This window comes from Mesorhizobium sp. M0998, assembly GCF_040318885.1.
GTDB lineage: Bacteria > Pseudomonadota > Alphaproteobacteria > Rhizobiales > Rhizobiaceae > Mesorhizobium.
This window is the reverse complement of the sequence record NZ_JAMYND010000003.1, coordinates 240,732-260,353: the sequence shown is the minus strand read 5'-3', so window position 1 is coordinate 260,353 and position 19,622 is coordinate 240,732. Positions and strand designations below refer to the sequence as shown.

General features: G+C 62.2%; 20 protein-coding genes. 10 read left to right on the top strand and 10 right to left on the bottom strand.

Annotated features, from left to right (window positions below; translation table 11 throughout):
• Positions 1-26: 26 nt before the first annotated feature.
• Positions 27-530: a GNAT family N-acetyltransferase gene (locus NKH59_RS04675; protein ID WP_352501976.1), complete on the bottom strand. Its 504-nt coding sequence runs from the start codon at positions 528-530 to the stop codon at positions 27-29.
• Positions 527-907 (bottom strand): type II toxin-antitoxin system TacA family antitoxin, encoded by a 381-nt coding sequence (locus NKH59_RS04670; RefSeq protein WP_352501975.1) that lies wholly within the window; start codon positions 905-907, stop codon positions 527-529. The genes NKH59_RS04675 and NKH59_RS04670 overlap by 4 nt, the downstream gene beginning before the upstream one ends.
• Before the next feature lie 122 nt (positions 908-1,029).
• Between NKH59_RS04670 and NKH59_RS04665 the strand changes: the two genes are divergently transcribed.
• Positions 1,030-2,793: an acyl-CoA dehydrogenase family protein gene (locus tag NKH59_RS04665; protein ID WP_353021085.1), complete on the top strand. Its 1,764-nt coding sequence runs from the start codon at positions 1,030-1,032 to the stop codon at positions 2,791-2,793.
• Positions 2,794-2,846: 53 nt separating this feature from the next.
• Complete coding sequence (locus NKH59_RS04660; protein WP_353021082.1) at positions 2,847-3,599, top strand: crotonase/enoyl-CoA hydratase family protein; 753 nt, start codon at positions 2,847-2,849, stop codon at positions 3,597-3,599.
• A 72-nt stretch (positions 3,600-3,671) separates the two neighbouring features.
• Here the strand turns inward: NKH59_RS04660 and NKH59_RS04655 are convergent, their stop codons facing one another.
• Together NKH59_RS04655 and pdxH are read right to left on the bottom strand one after the other, a co-directional pair.
• Positions 3,672-3,887 carry a hypothetical protein gene (locus tag NKH59_RS04655; protein ID WP_352612388.1) on the bottom strand — a complete coding sequence of 72 codons (216 nt, stop codon included), beginning with the start codon at positions 3,885-3,887 and terminating at the stop codon, positions 3,672-3,674.
• Positions 3,888-4,164: 277 nt separating this feature from the next.
• Positions 4,165-4,782: a pyridoxamine 5'-phosphate oxidase gene (gene pdxH, locus NKH59_RS04650; RefSeq protein ID WP_353021079.1), complete on the bottom strand. Its 618-nt coding sequence runs from the start codon at positions 4,780-4,782 to the stop codon at positions 4,165-4,167.
• 40 nt (positions 4,783-4,822) lie between these two features.
• On the opposite strand from pdxH, the gene NKH59_RS04645 reads away from it, so the two are divergent.
• The gene (locus tag NKH59_RS04645) at positions 4,823-5,284 is read left to right on the top strand and encodes an RT0821/Lpp0805 family surface protein (protein WP_352612390.1); all 462 of its coding nucleotides are present in this window, start codon (positions 4,823-4,825) and stop codon (positions 5,282-5,284) included.
• 100 nt (positions 5,285-5,384) lie between these two features.
• A complete protein-coding gene (locus NKH59_RS04640; RefSeq protein ID WP_023716886.1) occupies positions 5,385-6,311 on the top strand; it encodes a DnaJ C-terminal domain-containing protein in 927 nt (308 codons plus the stop codon).
• A gap of 135 nt (positions 6,312-6,446) precedes the next feature.
• Here NKH59_RS04640 and NKH59_RS04635 read toward each other — a convergent pair whose 3' ends face one another.
• The 4 genes from NKH59_RS04635 to NKH59_RS04620 form a co-directional block, all read right to left on the bottom strand.
• A complete protein-coding gene (locus NKH59_RS04635) occupies positions 6,447-7,148 on the bottom strand; it encodes an adenylate/guanylate cyclase domain-containing protein (protein WP_352501968.1) in 702 nt (233 codons plus the stop codon).
• Between the two features lie 167 nt (positions 7,149-7,315).
• The gene (locus tag NKH59_RS04630) at positions 7,316-8,863 is read right to left on the bottom strand and encodes a S8 family serine peptidase (protein ID WP_352612392.1); all 1,548 of its coding nucleotides are present in this window, start codon (positions 8,861-8,863) and stop codon (positions 7,316-7,318) included.
• Positions 8,864-8,872: 9 nt separating this feature from the next.
• Positions 8,873-9,895 carry a phosphatase PAP2 family protein gene (locus NKH59_RS04625; RefSeq protein ID WP_352449905.1) on the bottom strand — a complete coding sequence of 341 codons (1,023 nt, stop codon included), beginning with the start codon at positions 9,893-9,895 and terminating at the stop codon, positions 8,873-8,875.
• An 84-nt stretch (positions 9,896-9,979) separates the two neighbouring features.
• Positions 9,980-11,560: a hypothetical protein gene (locus tag NKH59_RS04620; protein WP_352925108.1), complete on the bottom strand. Its 1,581-nt coding sequence runs from the start codon at positions 11,558-11,560 to the stop codon at positions 9,980-9,982.
• A 571-nt stretch (positions 11,561-12,131) separates the two neighbouring features.
• On the opposite strand from NKH59_RS04620, the gene fabI reads away from it, so the two are divergent.
• On the top strand, positions 12,132-12,953 hold the full coding sequence (gene fabI, locus NKH59_RS04615) for an enoyl-ACP reductase FabI (RefSeq protein ID WP_352449903.1): 822 nt from the start codon (positions 12,132-12,134) through the stop codon (positions 12,951-12,953).
• Between the two features lie 31 nt (positions 12,954-12,984).
• A complete protein-coding gene (locus tag NKH59_RS04610; RefSeq protein ID WP_352501966.1) occupies positions 12,985-13,572 on the top strand; it encodes a histidine phosphatase family protein in 588 nt (195 codons plus the stop codon).
• 63 nt (positions 13,573-13,635) lie between these two features.
• Here the strand turns inward: NKH59_RS04610 and NKH59_RS04605 are convergent, their stop codons facing one another.
• Positions 13,636-13,899 carry a DUF1344 domain-containing protein gene (locus NKH59_RS04605; protein WP_023716902.1) on the bottom strand — a complete coding sequence of 88 codons (264 nt, stop codon included), beginning with the start codon at positions 13,897-13,899 and terminating at the stop codon, positions 13,636-13,638.
• A gap of 276 nt (positions 13,900-14,175) precedes the next feature.
• Here NKH59_RS04605 and aroC point away from each other — a divergent pair, with 276 nt between their 5' ends.
• Together aroC and ribB are read left to right on the top strand one after the other, a co-directional pair.
• Positions 14,176-15,276 (top strand): chorismate synthase, encoded by a 1,101-nt coding sequence (gene aroC / locus NKH59_RS04600; protein WP_352470666.1) that lies wholly within the window; start codon positions 14,176-14,178, stop codon positions 15,274-15,276.
• 128 nt (positions 15,277-15,404) lie between these two features.
• Positions 15,405-16,505 (top strand): 3,4-dihydroxy-2-butanone-4-phosphate synthase, encoded by a 1,101-nt coding sequence (gene ribB, locus NKH59_RS04595; RefSeq protein ID WP_352449900.1) that lies wholly within the window; start codon positions 15,405-15,407, stop codon positions 16,503-16,505.
• Positions 16,506-16,563: 58 nt separating this feature from the next.
• On the opposite strand, the gene NKH59_RS04590 is transcribed toward ribB, so the two are convergent.
• Positions 16,564-17,787, bottom strand: coding sequence for an MFS transporter (locus tag NKH59_RS04590; RefSeq protein ID WP_353021078.1), 1,224 nt, complete (start codon positions 17,785-17,787; stop codon positions 16,564-16,566).
• A 118-nt stretch (positions 17,788-17,905) separates the two neighbouring features.
• On the opposite strand from NKH59_RS04590, the gene NKH59_RS04585 reads away from it, so the two are divergent.
• Positions 17,906-18,559 (top strand): TetR/AcrR family transcriptional regulator, encoded by a 654-nt coding sequence (locus tag NKH59_RS04585; protein ID WP_352470664.1) that lies wholly within the window; start codon positions 17,906-17,908, stop codon positions 18,557-18,559.
• Between the two features lie 133 nt (positions 18,560-18,692).
• Positions 18,693-19,619, top strand: coding sequence for a histone deacetylase family protein (locus NKH59_RS04580; protein ID WP_352470663.1), 927 nt, complete (start codon positions 18,693-18,695; stop codon positions 19,617-19,619).
• The last annotated feature ends 3 nt before the right edge of the window (positions 19,620-19,622 follow it).

Sequence of the window (19,622 nt, the reverse complement as noted above, 5' to 3'; positions counted from 1 at the left end):
CAAGAGCAAAGCGATGGTTGCGATTGTCAGCCAAATAGCTTCAACGCTGTTGCTATGGGCAGGAACAGTGATAGCGGGCGGCTCTGAAACGAGGTGAAGCCATGCCTGCGATAATACGCGACCGCCTGGTCATCCTTGGCATCGACAATCAACGCGAAGGCTGCTGGGGCAGCGCTAACGCTACGTCGTAGCGCATCCACGATCAGCGCCGACCCGACCCGCCGCCGCTGGTATCGGGCATCGACGGCCAGCCTGCCGACCAATATCGCGGGCAGAACCGGGTAGCGTGGCAGATGTTTTGTCTGTTCGTCAGGCAAGGACGCGATTGGTATGCTCGACGCCGCCAAAGTGTAATATCCGGCGATCGCGCCGCCATCGCGATCCACGGCAACGAAGCAATTGCCGACTCGGCGTTTGACATCCTGGCTGGCTTGCTCCCGAATGTAGCGGTCGAGCGCCGGTACCCCGCAGCTGAACGCCTTGCGATCATGCGATCCGCCGAGCGGTTCGATAATGACGGCGAAAGTCACCGGGTTTCGACGACCAGCCGTTTGTGGGCGTCGGCAGCTTTGCGCAGTGCCTCATTAGGCTCGGGCGGATTGAGAATCGCCTCCATCATGGCGCGCTGATCTTCGATGGAGATACGCATGATGGTGGTGTTCTCGATAGTACGCTGGGCCGCCTCTTGAGCGGCGGCGACCACGAAGTCGCTGACGCTGCGGCCCTGGATTTCGGCGGCACGTTTCACCACGTCCAGCATATCCGGCGAAATACGGGCTTCGAGACGGGCGGTGCGGGTCTGTTGGTTTGGCATTATCGTCACCCCTGATACTGCCTTGTACGGGAAATAGCCGTACAAATCAAGTGCGTCGTCCGGCTCTAAATAATTTTGCAGACGAGCCAGCAACTGCAAAATCCGCGTGACAAAGTTTGACGTTTACGTAAAACGAGGTGGACGGGGAGCGTCGGCACGGATCTTGAGTTGACCTGCCGGACTGAGGAGAGCCGGACAGAGGAGGAGCGAGCGCCATGTATCGGGCACCGGTCGAGGAGATCGCCTTCACCCTGAAGCATGTCGCCGGCTTGAAGCCGGCGCTCGATACCGGCATCTTTGGCGAACTCGGCGAGGACCTCGTCGACGCCATTCTGGCCGAGGCCGGCCGCTTCGCCAGTGAGGAGGTGGCGCCGCTCTACAAGATCGGCGACCAGCAAGGCGCGGTGCTCGACGGCGCTGCCGTCACCACCCCGCCCGGCTGGAAGGAACTTTATCACCGCTGGATCGGCGGCGGCTGGAATGCGCTGTCCGCGCCTGAAGCGTATGGCGGCCAGGCGCTGCCGGCCATGCTCGGCGTCGCCGCGCTCGAAATGTGGAACTCCGCCTCGATGGCGTTCGGCATCGCCCCGACGCTGACCATGGCCGCGGTCGAAGCACTCGACAAGCATGGCTCGCAGGCACTCAAGGCCAAATATCTGGAAAAGCTGGTCTCCGGCGAATGGATGGGCACCATGAACCTGACCGAGCCGCAGGCAGGCTCGGACCTGAATGCCTTGCGAACCCGCGCCGAGCCGGCCGGCGACGGCACCTACCGCATCTTCGGGCAAAAAATATTCATCACCTATGGCGAGCACGATTTCACCGACAACATCATCCATATGGTGCTGGCGCGGCTGCCGGACGCGCCGGCCGGCACGCGCGGCCTGTCGTTGTTCCTGGTGCCGAAATTCCTGGTCGGAGACGATGGCGCGCTGGGCGCACGCAACGACGTCTTCTGCTCCGGGCTGGAGCACAAACTGGGCATCCACGCTTCGCCGACCTGCACGATGATTTATGGCGATGGCTTCGAAGGCACCGCGCCCGGCGCGATCGGCTGGCTGGTCGGCGGGGAGAACAAGGGCCTCGCCTGCATGTTCACCATGATGAATAATGCGCGCCTTGCCGTCGGCATTCAGGGTGTCGCGGTCGCCGAGGCGGCGACGCAGAAGGCGCTCGCCTATGCAAACGATCGCCGCCAAGGCAAGGCGGCGAGCTATCGCGGTGCCGGCATGGCGCCGATCGTGCATCACCCCGACATCCAGCGCAGTCTTCTGACCATGAAGGCGCTGACCCAGATTGCCCGTGCCATCTGCTATTCCTGCGCCCACGCCATCGATCTTGCGTCGCAGAGCGAAGATGCAAAGCACTGGCAGGAACGCGCCAATCTGTTGACGCCGCTGGCCAAGGCCTTTTCGACCGACGTCGGCGTCGAGGTCGCCTCGCTTGGGCTGCAGGTGCATGGCGGCATGGGGTTCATCGAGGAGACAGGGGCCGCAGCACTTTATCGCGACGCGCGCATCGCGCCCATTTACGAAGGCACCAATGGCATCCAGGCGATCGATCTGGTGACACGCAAGCTGCCGCTCGGCGGCGGCCGGCATGTGCATGGCTACATCGCTGAACTCAAGGCCGTTGCCGATGCGGCGCGAGCGTCGAACCTTGAAGGCTTCGGCCGCACCGCCGATCGCCTCGACCAGGCGCTCGACGAGCTCTCCCAGGCAACCCGTTTGCTGCAAGACCTGCAAGCCGAAGGCCGATCGGACGAGGCGCTGGCCGGCGCCACACCCTATCTCAGGCTGATCTCGCTTGCCGCGGGCGGGGCCTATCTGGCGCGCGGCGCGCTTGCCGACCAAAACCGCATCGCGCTTTGCCGGTTCTTCGCCGAGAACCTGCTTGGCGAAGTGGCCGCGCTCAAAGAGCGCGTCGTCGGCGGCGCCGACAGCCTTGCCGTTGCCGGCAAGGCGCTGATTTCAGCCTGAGGTTCGCACGCGCCGAAATTCACAAAGGCCCGAAATTCACAAAGGACCAATCCGTGACAGACCACATCCTCGTCGAACGCCAGGGCGCCATCCAGATCATCCGCATCAACCGTCCGGACAAGAAGAACGCCCTGACCCGCGCCATGTACGCGACGATGTCGGCGGCCCTTGCCGGGGGCGACGCCGATCCGGCGATCCGCGTCCATGTCTTTCTCGGCGTGCCCGGTGCCTTCTCGTCCGGCAACGACCTTGCCGATTTCATGATTGTCGCCTCGGGCGGTGAAGGCGGTACCGAGGTCTGGGATTTCCTGATGGCGCTGGCCAAGGTGGAAAAGCCGATGGTTTCCGGTGTCGACGGCATTGCTGTCGGTATCGGCACCACGCTCAACCTGCATTGCGACCTGACCTTCGCCACGCCGCGCACACTATTCCGGACGCCCTTCGTCGATCTCGGCCTTGTGCCGGAGGCCGGTTCGAGCCTGCTCGCGCCGCAGATCCTCGGCCGCCAAGGCGCCTTCGCGCTGCTTGGCCTCGGCGAGGGCTTTTCGGCCGAGCGCGCGAAGGCCGCCGGGCTGATCTACGAGGTGGTCGAGGAGAGGGAACTCGAAGCATCGGTATTGGCGGCGGCGGGCCAGATCGCTGCCAAACCGCCGCAAGCGCTGAAGATCGCGCGCGACCTGATGCGCGGCTCGCGCGACTCACTTGTCGAACGCATCGGCCAGGAAAGCCAGCATTTCCGCGAGCGGCTCAAATCCGACGAGGCCCGCGCAGCCTTGACGGCCTTCATGACCAGGAAGAAGGCCTAGACCTTCTGGCCTTGTCTCGCATCGTGGACCCGCCGGCAGAAACCGGCGGGTTTTCTTGCCATGATCTCTTTGTCACATCGCCATTTTTTTACATTCGGCCTGGGCCTTTGCCGAAGACGTGTCGATCATGAACGTCTTGCCTTTGGCGTCGGTCATCAACATCATGCAATGCTTGATCGGTTTCGCCATTTTCATCATTTCGGCGCTCATCTTCGCGTCGGGCATCATGGTGCCCATATGCCCATCGGGCATGATCGCCATGACCTCCCCACCCTTCATCACCGTCATTGTCCCCATCGCGTCCTCCGCAAAGGCTTGCGAAGCGAAAAGGCAGGCAAGACCGGCTATCGTGACCAACCTGAGTGAATGCATTGTTTCCTCCTGAATTTGCGCCAGCGGCGCGTTGAGCCCTTTCCTGGTTCGTTCCGGCAAGCTGGAACGTTTCACGCACACGAGATCGTGATCGTGGGAATTGGAAATCCGCCAGAAGCGGCCCGGCCTTGGCCGCCTTCATGACCAGGAAGAAGGGCTGAAAAAATGGGCAGCGGCGCTCCACCGTCGTGCCCTACGGATACAGCCTCATTTTGTCCCAACCGCCCTCGGCGTTGCGCGAAAACACGACACGGTCGTGCAGCCGGAACGGACGGTCGTGCCAGAACTCGACGGTCTGCGGCACGATGCGGAAGCCTGACCAGTGTTTTGGCCGCGGGATGTCGCCGATCGCATGGCGCGCCGTGTATTCGGCGACCGCCTTTTCCAGCGCGAAGCGGCTCTCCAGCGGCCGCGACTGTTTGGATGCCCAGGCGCCGATGCGGCTGCCGCGCGGACGCGTCGCGTAATAGGCGTCGGCTTCGGCGTCGGTGACGATCTCCACCGGGCCGCGCGCTCGCACCTGGCGGCGCAGCGATTTCCAGTGGAAGCACATTGCCGCTTTCATGCTGCCAAGGATCTCACGGCCCTTGGCGCTCTCGAAGTTCGTGTAGAAGACAAAGCCGCCCTCGTCGAACCCCTTAAGCAGCACCATACGCACATTCGGCATGCCTTCGGCATCAACGGTCGCCAGCGCCACGCTGTTGGGGTCGTTGATCTCGCTCTTCGTCGCGTCGTCGAGCCACGCCGCAAAGAGCCGGAACGGCTCCGCCGCCTCGGTAAAGTCACCGCTTGTTAACCCGGTTTCGCTCATAGTTTTTCCCAAATTTGTCGCCGGCTGGGGAGATTGCCGATTGTCGCGTATCGCGCAAGCTTTTGACAGTGGGCAATGGAGCGTTATCGCTTCGGCCAGCGCCAAAGCCATGATCGTGATAATCGTCCTGCCGCTTGCCGCCTGTGGTGGCGGCGGCTTCAGCCTGGAGCAGGCGGAGGTCGACCGCTCGGTGCTGACCTCGAGCACGCCGGCCTCAGTCACGCCGCTCGATCAGGACCGCGCCTCCGATCAGGCCACGATCCGCAACGCCGTGTCCTCCGCCGACGTCGAGCAACTGGCTGGGCAGGCCGTTCCCTGGGCGAATGCCGACACCGGCTCGCGCGGCTCCATCACCGAGCTCGCAGAATTCAGGGCTAACGGTGAGACATGCCGTCGCTTCACCGCGTCGCGCGAGAGCTTCGACGGCGTCGCGCTGTTCAAAGGCGAAGTATGCCTGGCCGGCGGCAGCGCCTGGCGAATGCAGGACTTCAAGGCGCTCTGATTTTCCGCCGGCTATATAGCGGTAAGCCACTGGAATTTCTTCCTATGCAAGCGCATATAGGAGGCGATCATGGAACCACTCCTTCTCCAGGGCAGTAAGCATGCGCGACCCCTATGAGGTGCTGGGCGTTGCCAAGAACGCATCGGCCAAGGACATAAAATCGGCGTACCGGAAGCTCGCCAAGAAGTATCATCCGGACCAGAATCCGGATCCCAAGGCAAAGGAGCGTTTTGCCGCCGCCAATCAGGCTTACGAGATCGTCGGCGACGAGAAGAACCGGGCGGCTTTCGATCGCGGTGAGATCGACGCCGAAGGCAAACCGCGGTTTCAGGGTTTCGAGAGTGCGGCCGGCGGCGCCGATCCTTTCGCCGGTTTCCGCCGGCAGCAAGGGCCGGGCGGCGCGCATTTCGAATTCCGCACGGGCCGTCCCGGTGGTGACCCGTTCGACGGCAACAGCGACATCTTTAGCCAGATCTTCGGCGATGCTTTCAGCCAGCAGCGCGGTGCCGGCATGGGCGCCGGCCGGCGGATGCCGACTGCAGCCGACCTCAACGTGACGCTGGACGTCACCATCGAGGAGGCCGCAACCGCCGAGAAAGTGACGGCGATGTTCCCCGACGGCCGCAAGATGGCGGTCAAGTTGCCGGCCTATGTCGAGGACGGCCAGACCATCCGGTTGAAAGGCCAGGGTGAGCAAGGACCGGGGCAGCCGGGCGATGCGCTGGTCAAGATCCGTTTCCGCCGGCACCCGCGCTACCGCGTCGAAGGCCGCGACCTGCATGTCGACCTGCCGGTGGAACTGGCCGATGCGGTGCATGGCGCCAAGGTGGCGGTCGAAACCCCGACCGGCAGGATTGCGGTCAACGTTCCCCCTTGGTCGAGCTCGGACAAGGTTCTGCGGCTGAAGGGCAGGGGCCTGCCGGAAAAGGCCGGCGGTCACGGCGATCTCTACGCACACGTGCGGCTGATGCTGCCGGAGGGCGGCGACGCCGAGCTCGAGGCACTGATGCGCAGGCGAAAGGGCTGACGGTCGAAAAGGCTGGCGCTTGACGTCGTAAGCGGGCGTGAGTGGTTTCATGCCGCGTCGGTTATTGACAGGAAACGAGCAACCAGCGCCAGGAGCCGCCATTTGGCCGAAGTAGGTTCAACGTCAGCTAACGCCTCAAAGGCCGACATTTGCACGCGCCATAGTTCCGCTTCGCGAACACGGTCGAGGCCAGTCGACCGACTGGCGATGAGCCAGTTCGGCGGGGGTTAGCCGCACAAGCTTGTAGGGGTCGATCGATGCAGTCGCCAGGCCAGCAAGGTGGAGGGTCGCACCGCTGACCATCACCAGCGCATCGACGCCTGCGCCATTCTCCCTCTTGCCAGCCTGCTCGACGTGGCGGGCGAAATTTACCTCCGAGCCGACCAGAAAAGAGAAATCCCGCTGGCGATCGTTGACGAACATCACCTCGCCGGAGTGTAAGCCGATCCTGATGCGGCGCGACAGGGAGCCCATTGAACGCTTCCAAGCGTTGCCGAGCGAGATTTCCGGTACCAGTTCCGCGACGGCGGCCAGCGCCTTTAGCGCCGTTTCGCTGGGCGTCATTTCGCTCCCCAGCCAGAGAGCTAGCACGCCGTCGCCTGTAAAGTTTTGAACGATCCCCCCATTGGCCACCACGACCTGGCGGGTCAACGTGAAGTGCTCGATCATGAACCGCGTGGTTTCGATCAGGCCAAGTGCGCTCGCCAAGCCGGTCGAGTCCTCCACGTCGGTAAACATGATCGTGGCGATGGCGCGCTGGAATTTCGTTTCACCCATGCCGAATGACGGGAGCACGCGGTCAGTCTGTGGATTCGTATAGGCAGTGATCGGATGCATTGGAGTCCGGCCCCCGAGCGGTTTCAAATGTCGCTCGAATATGACTGGACGGCGTAGGCGGATCGTAAGCCCGCCGTGGCGGGCACGTCAGAATTACGTCAGAAATCCATTCGGGCCCGGCTTTGGCGGCTTGCAGCCGACCTTTTAGTCAAAATTCGGCGGGACCCTCAGCTCAGCAACTTCCGGAGGTCAAGCAGCCCCGCTCCAAACTGCTGATCGAACGAAGGCACCCTTCTCTCGCAATTAGGGCTGTCCGGTAGAATCGGAACGTCAGCTTTTTTAAGCCAAGGCCATGAAACCTCCTTTGCGCCTGACTGGGTCATCTTCGCCTTAACCTCTATGCCGTTGAGCGGCCTACCGGTGGAGCGATGTTTCGACTGCAACAAAGCGGCTGCTCCCGCGACGATGGCCGAGGCTGCAGATGTTCCGCCAAATACTGTGTAGAGCCCGGCGCGGTCTCTGCTTTCGACGCCCGGTGGCTGGATTCCTTCCAGCTGTCCGCCGGAATAGCCGTGGTGGCCCGGGATGTCCGTGGTGAGCACGCCCTGCGGCGCGTATTCAACCTGGGGGAGCTTCTCGTAGATCTCGAAATTGTGGTCACGTGAACGCAGCGACTCACGGTCCAGTCGTATTTGGCAGCGTGTACACACCTCCTGGTCGTCGGACGGCGCGGAAATGGTGACGGAATTGTCGGTCGGATCGCCGCTGTAGTTGGAATATGCCGAACGTCTCGCCAGATAAGTGGCGGCCGCCACCGCAACCACGCCATTGCTTTCGCCGGCCTTGCTCGCCGGGTAAATCAGATGGTCGTAGCCATCGTTGCCGGCTGCGCAGATGATGGGGATTTCCTCGCTGATCGCCTCGAAAAGCGTCTCGAAATAATCCCAAATTGGCTTTGCCTGTTCGACCGAAGTATATCTGCTGTCGCCATATCCAGGATAGGAACGGTGCGCTCGCCATGGATCGGGTACTTCCCGGGGAAAGTGTATGACTGAAACCTTCTGGTCGCGGGCATAGAGGAACGCCAGAATGAGCTGCGCTGCGTCGGGCCGTGCTGAAATCTCGATCGGCAGGAGTTCAGCGCCTGGGGCGACCCCCCAATAAGGTATTGCGCCTTCACCGTTGCTAAATTGCCTCAACTTCGTGGGCGGGGCCGCAGGGGCGCCGACCATCAGCCCGGCGCAGGCGGTCCCGTGCGCTGAGTAGCGCATACGCGAGGTCTCAGCAGTCTCCTGAATTACGCCGCGCCCATCTTTCAGTGCTCGAAGCAGCGATTTCTGAACCTCGACTTCCTGCGCATTGTTCCTCGATTTGATCAGGCTTGCCGCCCACGCCCAGGTATCGTCGCCCACAAAGCTCTTGCTCTGCTTTTTTTCCGGCCCTCGCAAGACGAGCGGTTGCTGCTTGGGTGTGACGTAACTCAACCCGAAAGGGTGAGCGGCGAAGCTGACCGCAGAAAGGATACGAGGCTCGAGATTGGGATGGCTTGAGTTCACTCCCGTATCGATCTGGGCAATGACCTCGCCGTAACCGGGCTTGTCAGTACCCAACAAATCCCAGGCGTCGGCCTCCAGCAGGTATGCGGCCTCGTGCGGCAACCGCGCTTCAGGGATGCGCGGACGATCGCGTAAGGCGCCGATTGCGATCAGGTGCCACAGGTAGTGATACCAGTCATAACAAAGATGGCCTTCGCCCTTCTTGATGTCGTCCATCATGGCACCCACCTACCATTCGCTCTGGGCGCGTCTGATCGTTTCATCCATCGCGTCCACCAAGTACGGAGAAATGCGCGCAGCCAGTTCCTCGCCGGCATCGGTGTCGCTGGCGTAGTGCAGCCCGGCCCATTCCCTGTTCTCGGCCACCCGGCGGGCGCGCTCATAAACCGCGGTTACGCCGGCGTGCTCGGGCAGCATCCGTTGCAGAACGTTCGCCACTGCAAATGACTGAAATGAATGGTTGGACGGGTAGGAAGCGTGCGAAGGAACCGGAAGCGCCGGCCGCAGCCTCGGCTCAATGATGTTGGGCCGTGGCCGATTGAATCGATCTTTGTAGTTGAGCCCGATCTCCTCCGTGAGTTCGAGGATCGCAACGATCAATGCGCATGTCCCCTCGAAGCCCGCGAGAGTGTCTATTCCGAGCGGTGCCGTGTAGTCCAAAATCCCGAACGATGCTTGGCGGACGATCTCCTCGCGCCGCAGCGGGTCACCTTCCCTCCTCTTCTGCAGATCGATAAGCGCTTCTGTCTCCCTGAGGCTCTCTGAAGGTCCGGGCGGGGGATCGATAAGAATGTCCTCCCAGATCGCACCGAGATATTTGTTGGCGACGCTTAGTCCGATCCTGTGCAAGGCACGCTTGTCGTGCCACGCCGGCAAAGCCTCCTCGCCAGTTTCGAAAGCCGTTTGCCCCCTGCCGCGTCCCCGTCCTCGTCCGCGCCCTCTGCCCCTGCCTCGACCTCGACCTGCGCTCGGCCCCGCCAGGAAGGCTGGCGAAAGGCGCATGGCACCCTCCACAGGGTCATCAGAAATCGTTATCACGATCTGCTCTTCTTGAATCGACAGAACGCTGCTCTTGGTCATCATAGACGCGAAAGGATGCAGTTTTTCGCCGCCTCTATTTTTAATGTATTCCTCAAGAGATTTTTCAGGACTTGCGTCACCCAATATCAGCGGATATTGCCTTATGGCCGATCCACTTACTAAGAATCGGGCGCTAAACAACTTGTTATTGAGATCAATTGTCGACATCATGTCCACCCCTCAACTAAAGCTTCTAAATTTGATCCGCGCCAACTGGTGGTCGGAGCCTCGACGTAACGCCTGCGGTGCGCAGCGCTAGGGTGCGTACCTTGGCAGCGTTATCCGCGACAACCCGCTCTTGATAACCGAAACTCCGAGTACGCCTGCAATTGGATAATTCTCCTCCGAAAGCAGCTCGAGCGAGAAATCCGGCTCCCAGGCGCGCAAGCGTTCGATAGTTCGAACTGCCTCCACAGTATGCCCCAAATGCCCGTGGCAGGCAGCCGAGTATCTCAAAGCGGGTAGGTATGTGGGTTGCTGCGCAAGGACACGCTCGCCGTGACGTATCCCCTCCTCGAAGCGCCCGTTCAGAGTTGCCAAGATGCAGCACGTGGTATCGATGCAGTAACGATACAGGGGAGGCCCGCCCAGTGCACGTGCGCGCATCGCATCCTCATAGCCACGCTTCACTTCGCCGAGATAGCCGAGCGTCAAGGCACGCATGTCCCAGCAAATGGCTTGTAGCGGGTTAGCGGCTATCGCTCGATCGGCGAGTTCCAGTGCCTGTGCGTATTCACGAAAGACGAACGAATGGGCATGAGCGGCCAACGCCAGGGTGATAGGATTGAAGGGGGCCACTTCGACGGCGCGACTGGCGCATTCCCGAACCTGATCGTGAAAGGTGCCCGAGCGGCCGACCCGTCTCTCGCCAAAGCGGGTGACAAACACAAACAGCTGCCACGCCAGATACGTGCTACGCGGGTCGAGCTCATATGCTTCGGCGAGCATGCGCTCCGCCGAATCCAGGTCCGTATCGCGCATGCGGAATACCTGTCGCAGCGCTGTCAATGCAAGCCGAGACGCCCGGTGTCGGGGCTCGTCGCGGATGGACTTAGGATCGAGAACGAATTCGAGGATCGAAAACACGATCTGATTGACCAACGACATCAGCTTCAGGCTCGCCGGGCCAGTCAGGTCGGCCGGCTCGAGAAAATCCGTATGCGACCACAAGAGCCGGCTGTCACCGGGCGCAATTAATGCAAATGTCAGGCCCACTCTGTCGCCCACCACCGTTGCCCTGGTTTGCAACAGCCAGTCTGGTAGCGCAGTGTCAGGCGCTTGGGTCAGCGGTCCCTGCGCTTGAAAATCCACGACGTCGACCACTTCGAAATTCAGGATCGATCGAACCACCAGATCCAGGACAAGGTCGCTGACGGCCCTGTTAGCGGAGCCCTCCGTCCACCTGGCATCGCGAACCAGGCCCAAGCATAGCCGCGACGAATTCAGAAGTGAGGCGCTTCGCTGTCCGGACAACTGATCTGCCGCGGCAACAGGAAAGACGTTTGCTGGCACTGTGCGAGGCCGGGGCCATTGGCTTCTTTGCTCACGAAGCCAATCCTCGAACTCTGGATCGCGAATATCGAGGCCCTCAAGCAGATCACGCGTGGCAGAGCCTTCGGGTGGATCGTTCAAATCGATGCCGATCGAAGCGACGTCGAGTCGAACCACATCACGATCGGTCGAGATTAGATCAATGCCGGCGCGGCGGAGCGACTTCCGAACCTCGGACAGCTCCTGCCGCAAGCTCGCTGCACCCTGCTCCTCGCCGCGAGTGCTCCAGAGCTTGCTTTGCAGCCATTTTCGGCTCCGCGTACCGTTGGGTGCCAGGGCGAGCATGGCCAAGAGCGCTTTAGACCGTCTGCCATGCGGCGTGACGTCCGCGCCATCCGCGCTCTCAATCGCGAATGGCCCAATCAATCTAAGGAAAGGACGGCAATCCGAGTACACTAGCGGCCCCTCGCGTCCCCGCACCCTAATATAGCATCTGCTAATATAAGTCTATCTGTAATTCTCGGCTTCCGTGAGGTCAAACCTACACGTGGCAAAGGATTCGAGACGGGATTTCTGCTGTGACGGAAGGACTCGGTAGCGACATCAAGCGGTCGTTCGATGTAAGCGGTCCCATTGTCGGCTTGGGGTCATGAGCGTGCTTCGGCCACGGGCCAACGAACTTCCGCCAAAGGGTCCTCTTCCGCCGTGCCACACGGACACTAGGTGTCGGATTTTCCCACCGGCCCATGACTGCAAGGTCAAAGCGCTACAGCGTCCTTTGCACGTCCAAAGGACGCGCGGCGCTGTTGAGCAAACGCTTTTGTCCCCCGAACTGTCCGCTTTGAACGCTTGAAGGGGCACTGTGGCTGTGCGATAGGCACTCCACAAAGCAGAGAACCTTTCGGAGAGCGCTGACATGGCGGGTGGACGGGGCCTTATGGCCGGCAAGCGCGGCCTTATCCTTGGCATCGCCAACAATCGCTCGATCGCTTACGGCATCGCCAAGGCCTGTGTCGACCATGGCGCCGAGATCGCGCTGACCTATCAGGGCGAGGCGTTCAAGAAACGCGTCGAGCCGCTCGCGGCGGAACTGGGCGCGCATGTCGCCGGCCATTGCGACGTGACCGACCCGGCCAGCCTCGATGCGGTGTTCGAAAATGTCAGCAAGCACTGGGGTGGCAAGCTCGATTTCCTCGTCCACGCCATCGCCTTTTCCGACAAGGACGAACTGACCGGCCGCTATGTCGAGACGACGCGCGACAATTTCCTGCGCACCATGGATATTTCGGTCTATTCCTTCACCACCATCGCCAAACGTGCCGAGGCGCTGATGACCGACGGCGGCTCGCTGCTCACGCTGACCTATTACGGTGCGGAAAAGGTGATGCCGCACTATAACGTCATGGGTGTCGCCAAGGCGGCACTCGAAGCCAGCGTGCGCTATCTGGCCGTCGACCTCGGCGCCAAGAAGATCCGTGTCAACGCGATCTCCGCCGGCCCAATCAAGACGCTTGCCGCATCCGGCATCGGCGATTTCCGCTATATCCTGAAATGGAACGAATACAATTCGCCGTTGAAGCAGACGGTCACGCAGGAGGAGGTCGGCGATTCCGGCGTCTATTTCCTGTCCGACCTTTCGCGCGGCGTCACCGGCGAGATCCATCATGTCGATTCCGGCTATCATGTCGTCGGCATGAAGGCGGTCGACGCGCCGGATATTTCGACGGTCAAGGACTGACGCCACCGCCTGACCTCTTCCGGAAGACCTGATGTACCCGCTCGTCTATATCGTGCGCCACGGCCAGACGGCGTGGAACGCCGAGGCCCGGCTGCAGGGGCAGGCCGATACCGACCTCAACGAGCTCGGCCGCGAGCAGGCTAGCCGCAACGGGCGCAGGCTGGCCGAACTCATCGACAAGCCCGAAGATTTCGATTTTGTCGCCAGCCCGATGCGGCGCACGCGCGAGACGATGGAGCGCCTGCGCGCGGCGATGAAGCTCGATCCGTACGCCTATCGTACCGAGCCGCTGCTCGTGGAATTGAGCTTTGGCGACTGGCAGGGTTTCACCTTTGCCGAACTCGAGGCGAACAATCCCGGTTCGACCAGGCGCCGCCGCCTCGATAAATGGAATTTCCAGCCGCCCGGCGAGGGCGCCGAAAGCTACCAGATGCTGCTCGAACGGGTGAAGCCGTGGTTCGACGCGCTCGATCGCCAGACGGTCTGCGTGACCCATGGTGGCATCATGCGCGTAATGTTCCGCTTGGTACTGGGGATGTCCGAACAAGATGCGGTCAGCATGGAAGTGCCGCAGGATCGCGTGCTCAGACTGGACGGCCGGCGCCTGGAGTGGCTCTGAGACCGATGACCTAGCGTATGTTGAGATCAGGTCGGGCCGGCATCAGCTGAATATCGACGCGTCCTACTCGGTCGATCCGGTGTCCGGCAGTTCCATGTCGGTGACGACGTTCTCGCCATTCGTCACGTCGTAGGCGAGGACGATGTCCATGCCTGGCTTCAGCGCATCGAGGTCGGTTTCGGCGTTCAGCTTGTAGGACTTGCCGTCGTCCAGCGTCAGCGTCAGCGCATCCTTGTCGACCTTCTTGATCAGGCCCTCGGTCTGGCCGGCGAAGGCGGCGGTGGAAATCAACAGCGTGGCGGCAACAGCGCCAATCAGGATACGCATCATCGTCCTCTTTAATCATTGCCGGTACAGCGGCTCCGTCCAACGGAACGGAACTGAGCAGAAACCAATCGAATGTGTCAAAACTAAATCCGCGGGATCACAGTTTGACCACTGTGGAAAACGCCAATAGAAGGCAGGCGACAGCGCCGCGCGTCCTCCTGGACGCGCAAGGGGACGCTGTAGCACTTTTGATTTTGTGCATGATCCTTTCCGAAAATCGCTCCGATTTTCGGGGTCATGCGCTAGGCCGGCTCCGACGCCGGCAGGGCTGGTTCCATGTCGCACAACACGTTCGGCCATCTTTTCCGCGTCACCACCTGGGGCGAAAGCCATGGGCCGGCGCTGGGCTGCGTCGTCGACGGCTGTCCGCCAGGCATCCGCTTCACTCGCGACGAGATCCAGGCCGAACTCGACAAGCGCCGCCCCGGCCAGTCACGTTTTGTAACGCAGCGTCGCGAACCTGACGAGGTCAAGGTCCTGTCCGGCTTCATCCTCGATGAGGACGGTGAGACGATGGTCACCACCGGCACGCCGGTGTCGATGCTGATCGAGAACGTCGACCAGCGCTCCAAGGACTATGGCGACATCGCCCGCCAGTTCCGGCCGGGCCATGCCGATTACACTTACGAGGTCAAATACGGCCTGCGCGATTACCGCGGCGGCGGTCGCTCCTCGGCGCGTGAGACGGCGGCGCGGGTGGCGGCCGGGGCGCTTGCCCGCAAGGTCGTGCCCGGCATGGTGGTGCGCGGCGCGCTGGTGTCGATGGGCGATAAATCGATCGATCGCGCCAATTGGAACTGGAATTTCGTCGGCGACGCCGAAAACCCGTTCTTCACGCCTGATCCGGCGTCCGTCGCCGTCTTCACGAAATATCTGGACGGCATCCGCAAGGCGGGCTCCTCGGTCGGTGCGGTCATCGAGATCGTCGCCGACGGCGTTCCGGCGGGGCTTGGCGCGCCGATCTATGCCAAGCTCGACCAGGACATCGCCGCCGGCCTGATGTCGATCAACGCCGTCAAGGGCGTCGAGATCGGCAACGGTTTCGAGGCCGCCCGCATCACCGGCGAGGAGAATGCCGATGAGATGCGCATGGGCAATGACGGCAAGCCGGTCTTCCTGTCCAACAATGCCGGCGGCATCCTCGGCGGCATCTCGACCGGCCAGGCGATCGTCGCGCGTTTCGCCGTCAAGCCGACCTCGTCGATCCTGACGCCGCGAAAGTCGATCGACAAGGACGGTAACGACGTCGAGATCATGACCAAGGGCCGGCACGATCCATGCGTCGGCATCCGCGCCGTACCGATCGGCGAGGCGATGGTTGCCTGCGCCATTGCCGATCATTATCTGCGTCATCGGGGACAAACGGGAAGGGAGTAGGGGAGTAGGGGAGTAGGGGAGTAGGGGAGTAGGTTACGCAGCTCCCACGACAGCATTTTTTCCTTTTCCCTACTCCCGTACTGCCCTACTCCCTTACTCCCCTGTTCCCGCGAGCGAAGCGAGCACCCATGCCTTACGACCAGAAGAAAATCGTCGAAGCCCTGCGCGCCTTCGAGCGCGGCGAGATCGTCGTCGTTATGGACGATGACGGCCGCGAGAACGAGGGTGACCTGATCGTCGCCGCCGTCCATTGCACGCCGGAAAAGATGGCGTTCATCGTCCGCAACACGTCGGGCATCGTCTGCACGCCGATGCCGCGCGAGGAAGCAAAGCGGCTCAACCTGTCGCCGATGGTGGCTGACAATGATTCCGCCCACACCACCGCCTTTACCGTCAGCGTCGACTTCAAGCACGGCACCACGACCGGCATTTCGGCGGACGACCGGACGCTGACGGTGCGCAATCTCGCCAACGGCAATGTCGGCGCGTCCGATTTCGTGCGCCCCGGCCACATCTTTCCGCTGATCGCGCGCGAAGGCGGCGTGCTGATGCGTTCGGGCCATACCGAAGCCGCTGTCGACCTCTGCAAGCTCGCCGGCCTGCCGCCGGTCGGCGTCATTTCCGAGCTGGTCAATGATGACGGCACCGTTATGCGTGGCCCGCAGGTGCAGGCCTTCGCCGAAAAGCACGGGTTGAAGCAGATCTCGGTTGCCGACCTTATCGGCTACCGGCAACGCAAGGAAACGCTGGTCGAGCGCGTCGCCTGTTCCGACATCGAGACGCCGGGCGGCAAGGCGCAGGTCTTCACCTACACGCTGCCCTGGGACTCCATGCATCACGTGGCGGTCGTCTTCGGCGATATCCGCGACGGCGTCGAGGTGCCGGTGCGCCTTCATTCCGAGGACGTGGTCAGCGACGTCTTCGGCACCAGCCACAGGCTGGACGCCATCATGAAGGCAATGGGCGAGCGCCAACGCGGCGTCATCGTCTATCTGCGCGAAGGCTCGGTCGGCGTCGCCCATCAGGAGCGCAAGCGGCCGGCTGCCGGCGACCGCGAGGACCATGAAGAGGCTCGTCGCCGCGAAAACGAATGGCGCGAGATCGGCCTCGGCGCGCAAATCCTCAAGGATCTCGGCATTTCCTCGATCAATCTGATCGCCTCGCGCGAGCGCCATTATGTCGGCCTCGAAGGTTTTGGCATCCACATCGCCAAGACCGAGATTCTTTAGGCCATTCTCACGGTGCTGGTATGCGTCCGGCCCCGGCTCGGGCCGAACGCACCGGAAACTATTCCGCAGCGACCGCGGCTGCGTCGCATGCAGGCATGTCGCAGTTCGGCGCGGCAAGGCTGCGCTGGCCGGCGAGCACGATGACCAGCGCGATTGTGCCCGATGCCACCGATACCCAGAACCCGTTCTGCGCGCCGAAAGCGTCCACTACCCAGCCGGCGGCGAACGAGCCGAGCGCCATGCCGATGCCGATGCCGGTCATCACCCAGGTCACGCCCTCGGTCAGCACCGCCTCGGGCACGCGCCGTTCGATCAGGCCAAATGCCGTGATGAAGGTCGGCGAGATTGCCACGCCGCTGACGAAGACGGCCAGTGCCAGCAGCGGCACGGTGTCGGCGACGAGCAGCGGCAGCGAGGTAAGCGCAATGATGGCGATTGCGATGGCAAGCTGAATCTGCAGCGGCACTTTCAGGTTCAGGGCGCCGATGATGATGCCGACGACGAACGATCCGAGCGCGTAGACGCCGATGACGAAGCTGGCGGCGCCCGGCTGGGCAAGCTCCTTCGTGATCGCCACGGTGCTCACCTCCGTGGTGGCGAAGGTCGCGCCGATGAAGATCAGGGCCAAGGTGATGATCTGGACCGGCCGCAGCCGGATTGCCGAGCCGCCCGAACCGTGTTCCACCGGTCGGGCTCGCGGTTCGGTCGAACGCTGCAGGATGAAGGCCGTCGAACCGAAGGCGAGGAACAATGTGCTCGCGAGCACTCCCGCTTCCGGGAAAAGCGCGACGCTCAGCCCTACCGACAGCGATGCGCCGGCGATGTACACCAGTTCGTCCGCCGCCGACTCGAAGGCGAACGCCGTGTTCAACTCGGGGCGGTTGCGAAAAATCTCGGTCCAGCGTGCGCGCACCATTGCCGGTATGCTGGGCATGATGGCGGCGAGCAGCGCCGAGACGAATAGCGTCCATATCGGCCAATGCTGATTGGCCGCTGCAATCAGGATCGCAAAAGCGAGCGTGGAAATCATGGTGGTCGGCACCACAATCCGCGTCTGGCCGAGGCGGTCCACCAGTCGCGATACCTGCGGGGTGACAAAAGCGTTGGCCAGCGCATATGTCGCGGAGACGGCACCGGCCAGCCAGTATTCGCCATCGGTCTGCGACAGCATCGCGACGATCCCGATCGGAGCCATGGCCATCGGCAGCCGGGCAACGAAGCCGGCGGCGGCAAAGCCCTTGGCGCCCGACGCGCGAAAGATCTGGGAATAGGGATTTTGCATGGTCTGGCTCCTCGACAACGGCCGGTTCGGCGGTTACATACGTAGCGTATGAGTTTAAATAGATCATACGCGGCGTATGTCAATTGGCATACGAGACGTATGGTAATAGGGCCAGAGCATGCATAGACCACGCAAGGAGATGATTGCCGAAACCCGCGCCAAGCTGATCGGAGCGGCGCGCCAGGCCTTCGGCACGCTCGGCTATGCCGAAGCCTCGATGGATGACTTCACGGCATCGGCCGGGCTGACGCGCGGTGCGCTCTATCATCACTTCGGCGACAAGAAGGGCCTACTCCAGGCGGTTATCGCCGAGATCGACGCCGAAATGGCAGCCCGGCTGAAGGTCGTTTCGGCCAAGCCGGGCAATCTCTGGCAGGGCTTTGTCGACGAATGCACCGCCTATATCGAGATGGCGCTGGAGCCGGAGATCCAGCGTATCGTGCTTCGTGACGGGCCGGCGGTGCTCGGCGATCCATCGCAATGGCCAAGCCAGAGCACATGCATCCGCTCGATGACGGAGAGCCTGCAAAGACTGAGCGACGAGGGGACAATTCTCGCCGTCGATCCCGAAGCCGCGGCAAGGCTGGTCAGCGGCGCTTCGTTGCATGGGGCGCAGTGGATCGCAAATTCGAACGATCCCGAAGCGACGTCGAAGAAGGCAGTGAAGGCGTTCAAGGTTCTTCTGGAAGGGCTGCTCAATCGCACCGGCAAGCTGCCTAAGCCTGATCGATCGTCAGCGAAGCAGCCCCAGATTGACCGATCACCGGCCTGAGGTCATTCTTTTCGCCGATCCCAGGCGGCTCGCGGTGGGCTCAGCCGACGCCGGTTGCCTAAACCCTGTTGAACATCGCCTCACCAGCGCGCGAAAACATGGCCAAAGCGGCGAGGCGCGCCTATATCGGGGCATGGTCACGCGACTTTATACCCACCCGATTTTCCTCGAGCACATAACACCGCCCGGTCATCCGGAGCGGCCGGACCGTTTGCGCGCCATAGAGCGTGTGCTTGACGACGAGGCGTTCGCGGCGCTCGATCGCGTCCAGGCGCCGGAAGGCAACGAGGCAACCATCCTCTACGCACATCCGCCCGAATTCGTCAAACGGGTCCGTGCAGCGATACCGGACACCGGCATCGCCCGTATCGATGCCGACACCACCGCCAGCCCGAAGAGCTGGCAGGCGGCCGTGACCGCGATCGGCGCAGCCAACGCCGCGGTCGACGACGTCTTCACCGGCCGTGCCGAAAACGTCTTCGTCGCCGCACGGCCGCCCGGCCATCATGCCGAAAAGACCACCTCCATGGGTTTTTGCCTGTTCAACACCGCCGCGATCGCGGCACGCTACGCGCAGAAGAACCATGGCGCCGACCGTGTCGCCGTCGTCGACTGGGATGTACATCACGGCAACGGCACGCAGGACATTTTCTGGGACGATCCATCGGTGCTCTATTGCTCGACACACCAGATGCCGCTTTACCCGGGAACCGGGGCTGTGAGCGAAACCGGCGCCGGCAACATCGTCAACGCGCCGCTGGCGCCGCAGAGCGGCAGCGATAGTTTTCGCGACGCCTTTCTGTCACGCATCCTGCCGGCGCTCGACAATTTTGCGCCCGATCTCATCATCATCTCCGCCGGTTTCGATGCCCACCACCGCGATCCGCTGGCCGAGATCAACCTGACTGAGGATGATTTCGACTGGGCGACCGGCCAGTTGCTCGAACGAGCCGGGCGCCATAGCCGCAACCGGCTCGTCAGCGTGCTCGAGGGCGGCTACGATCTGCAGGGATTGGCATTTTCAGTCGCCGCCCATGTTGGGCGGCTGATGAAGGGATAGATG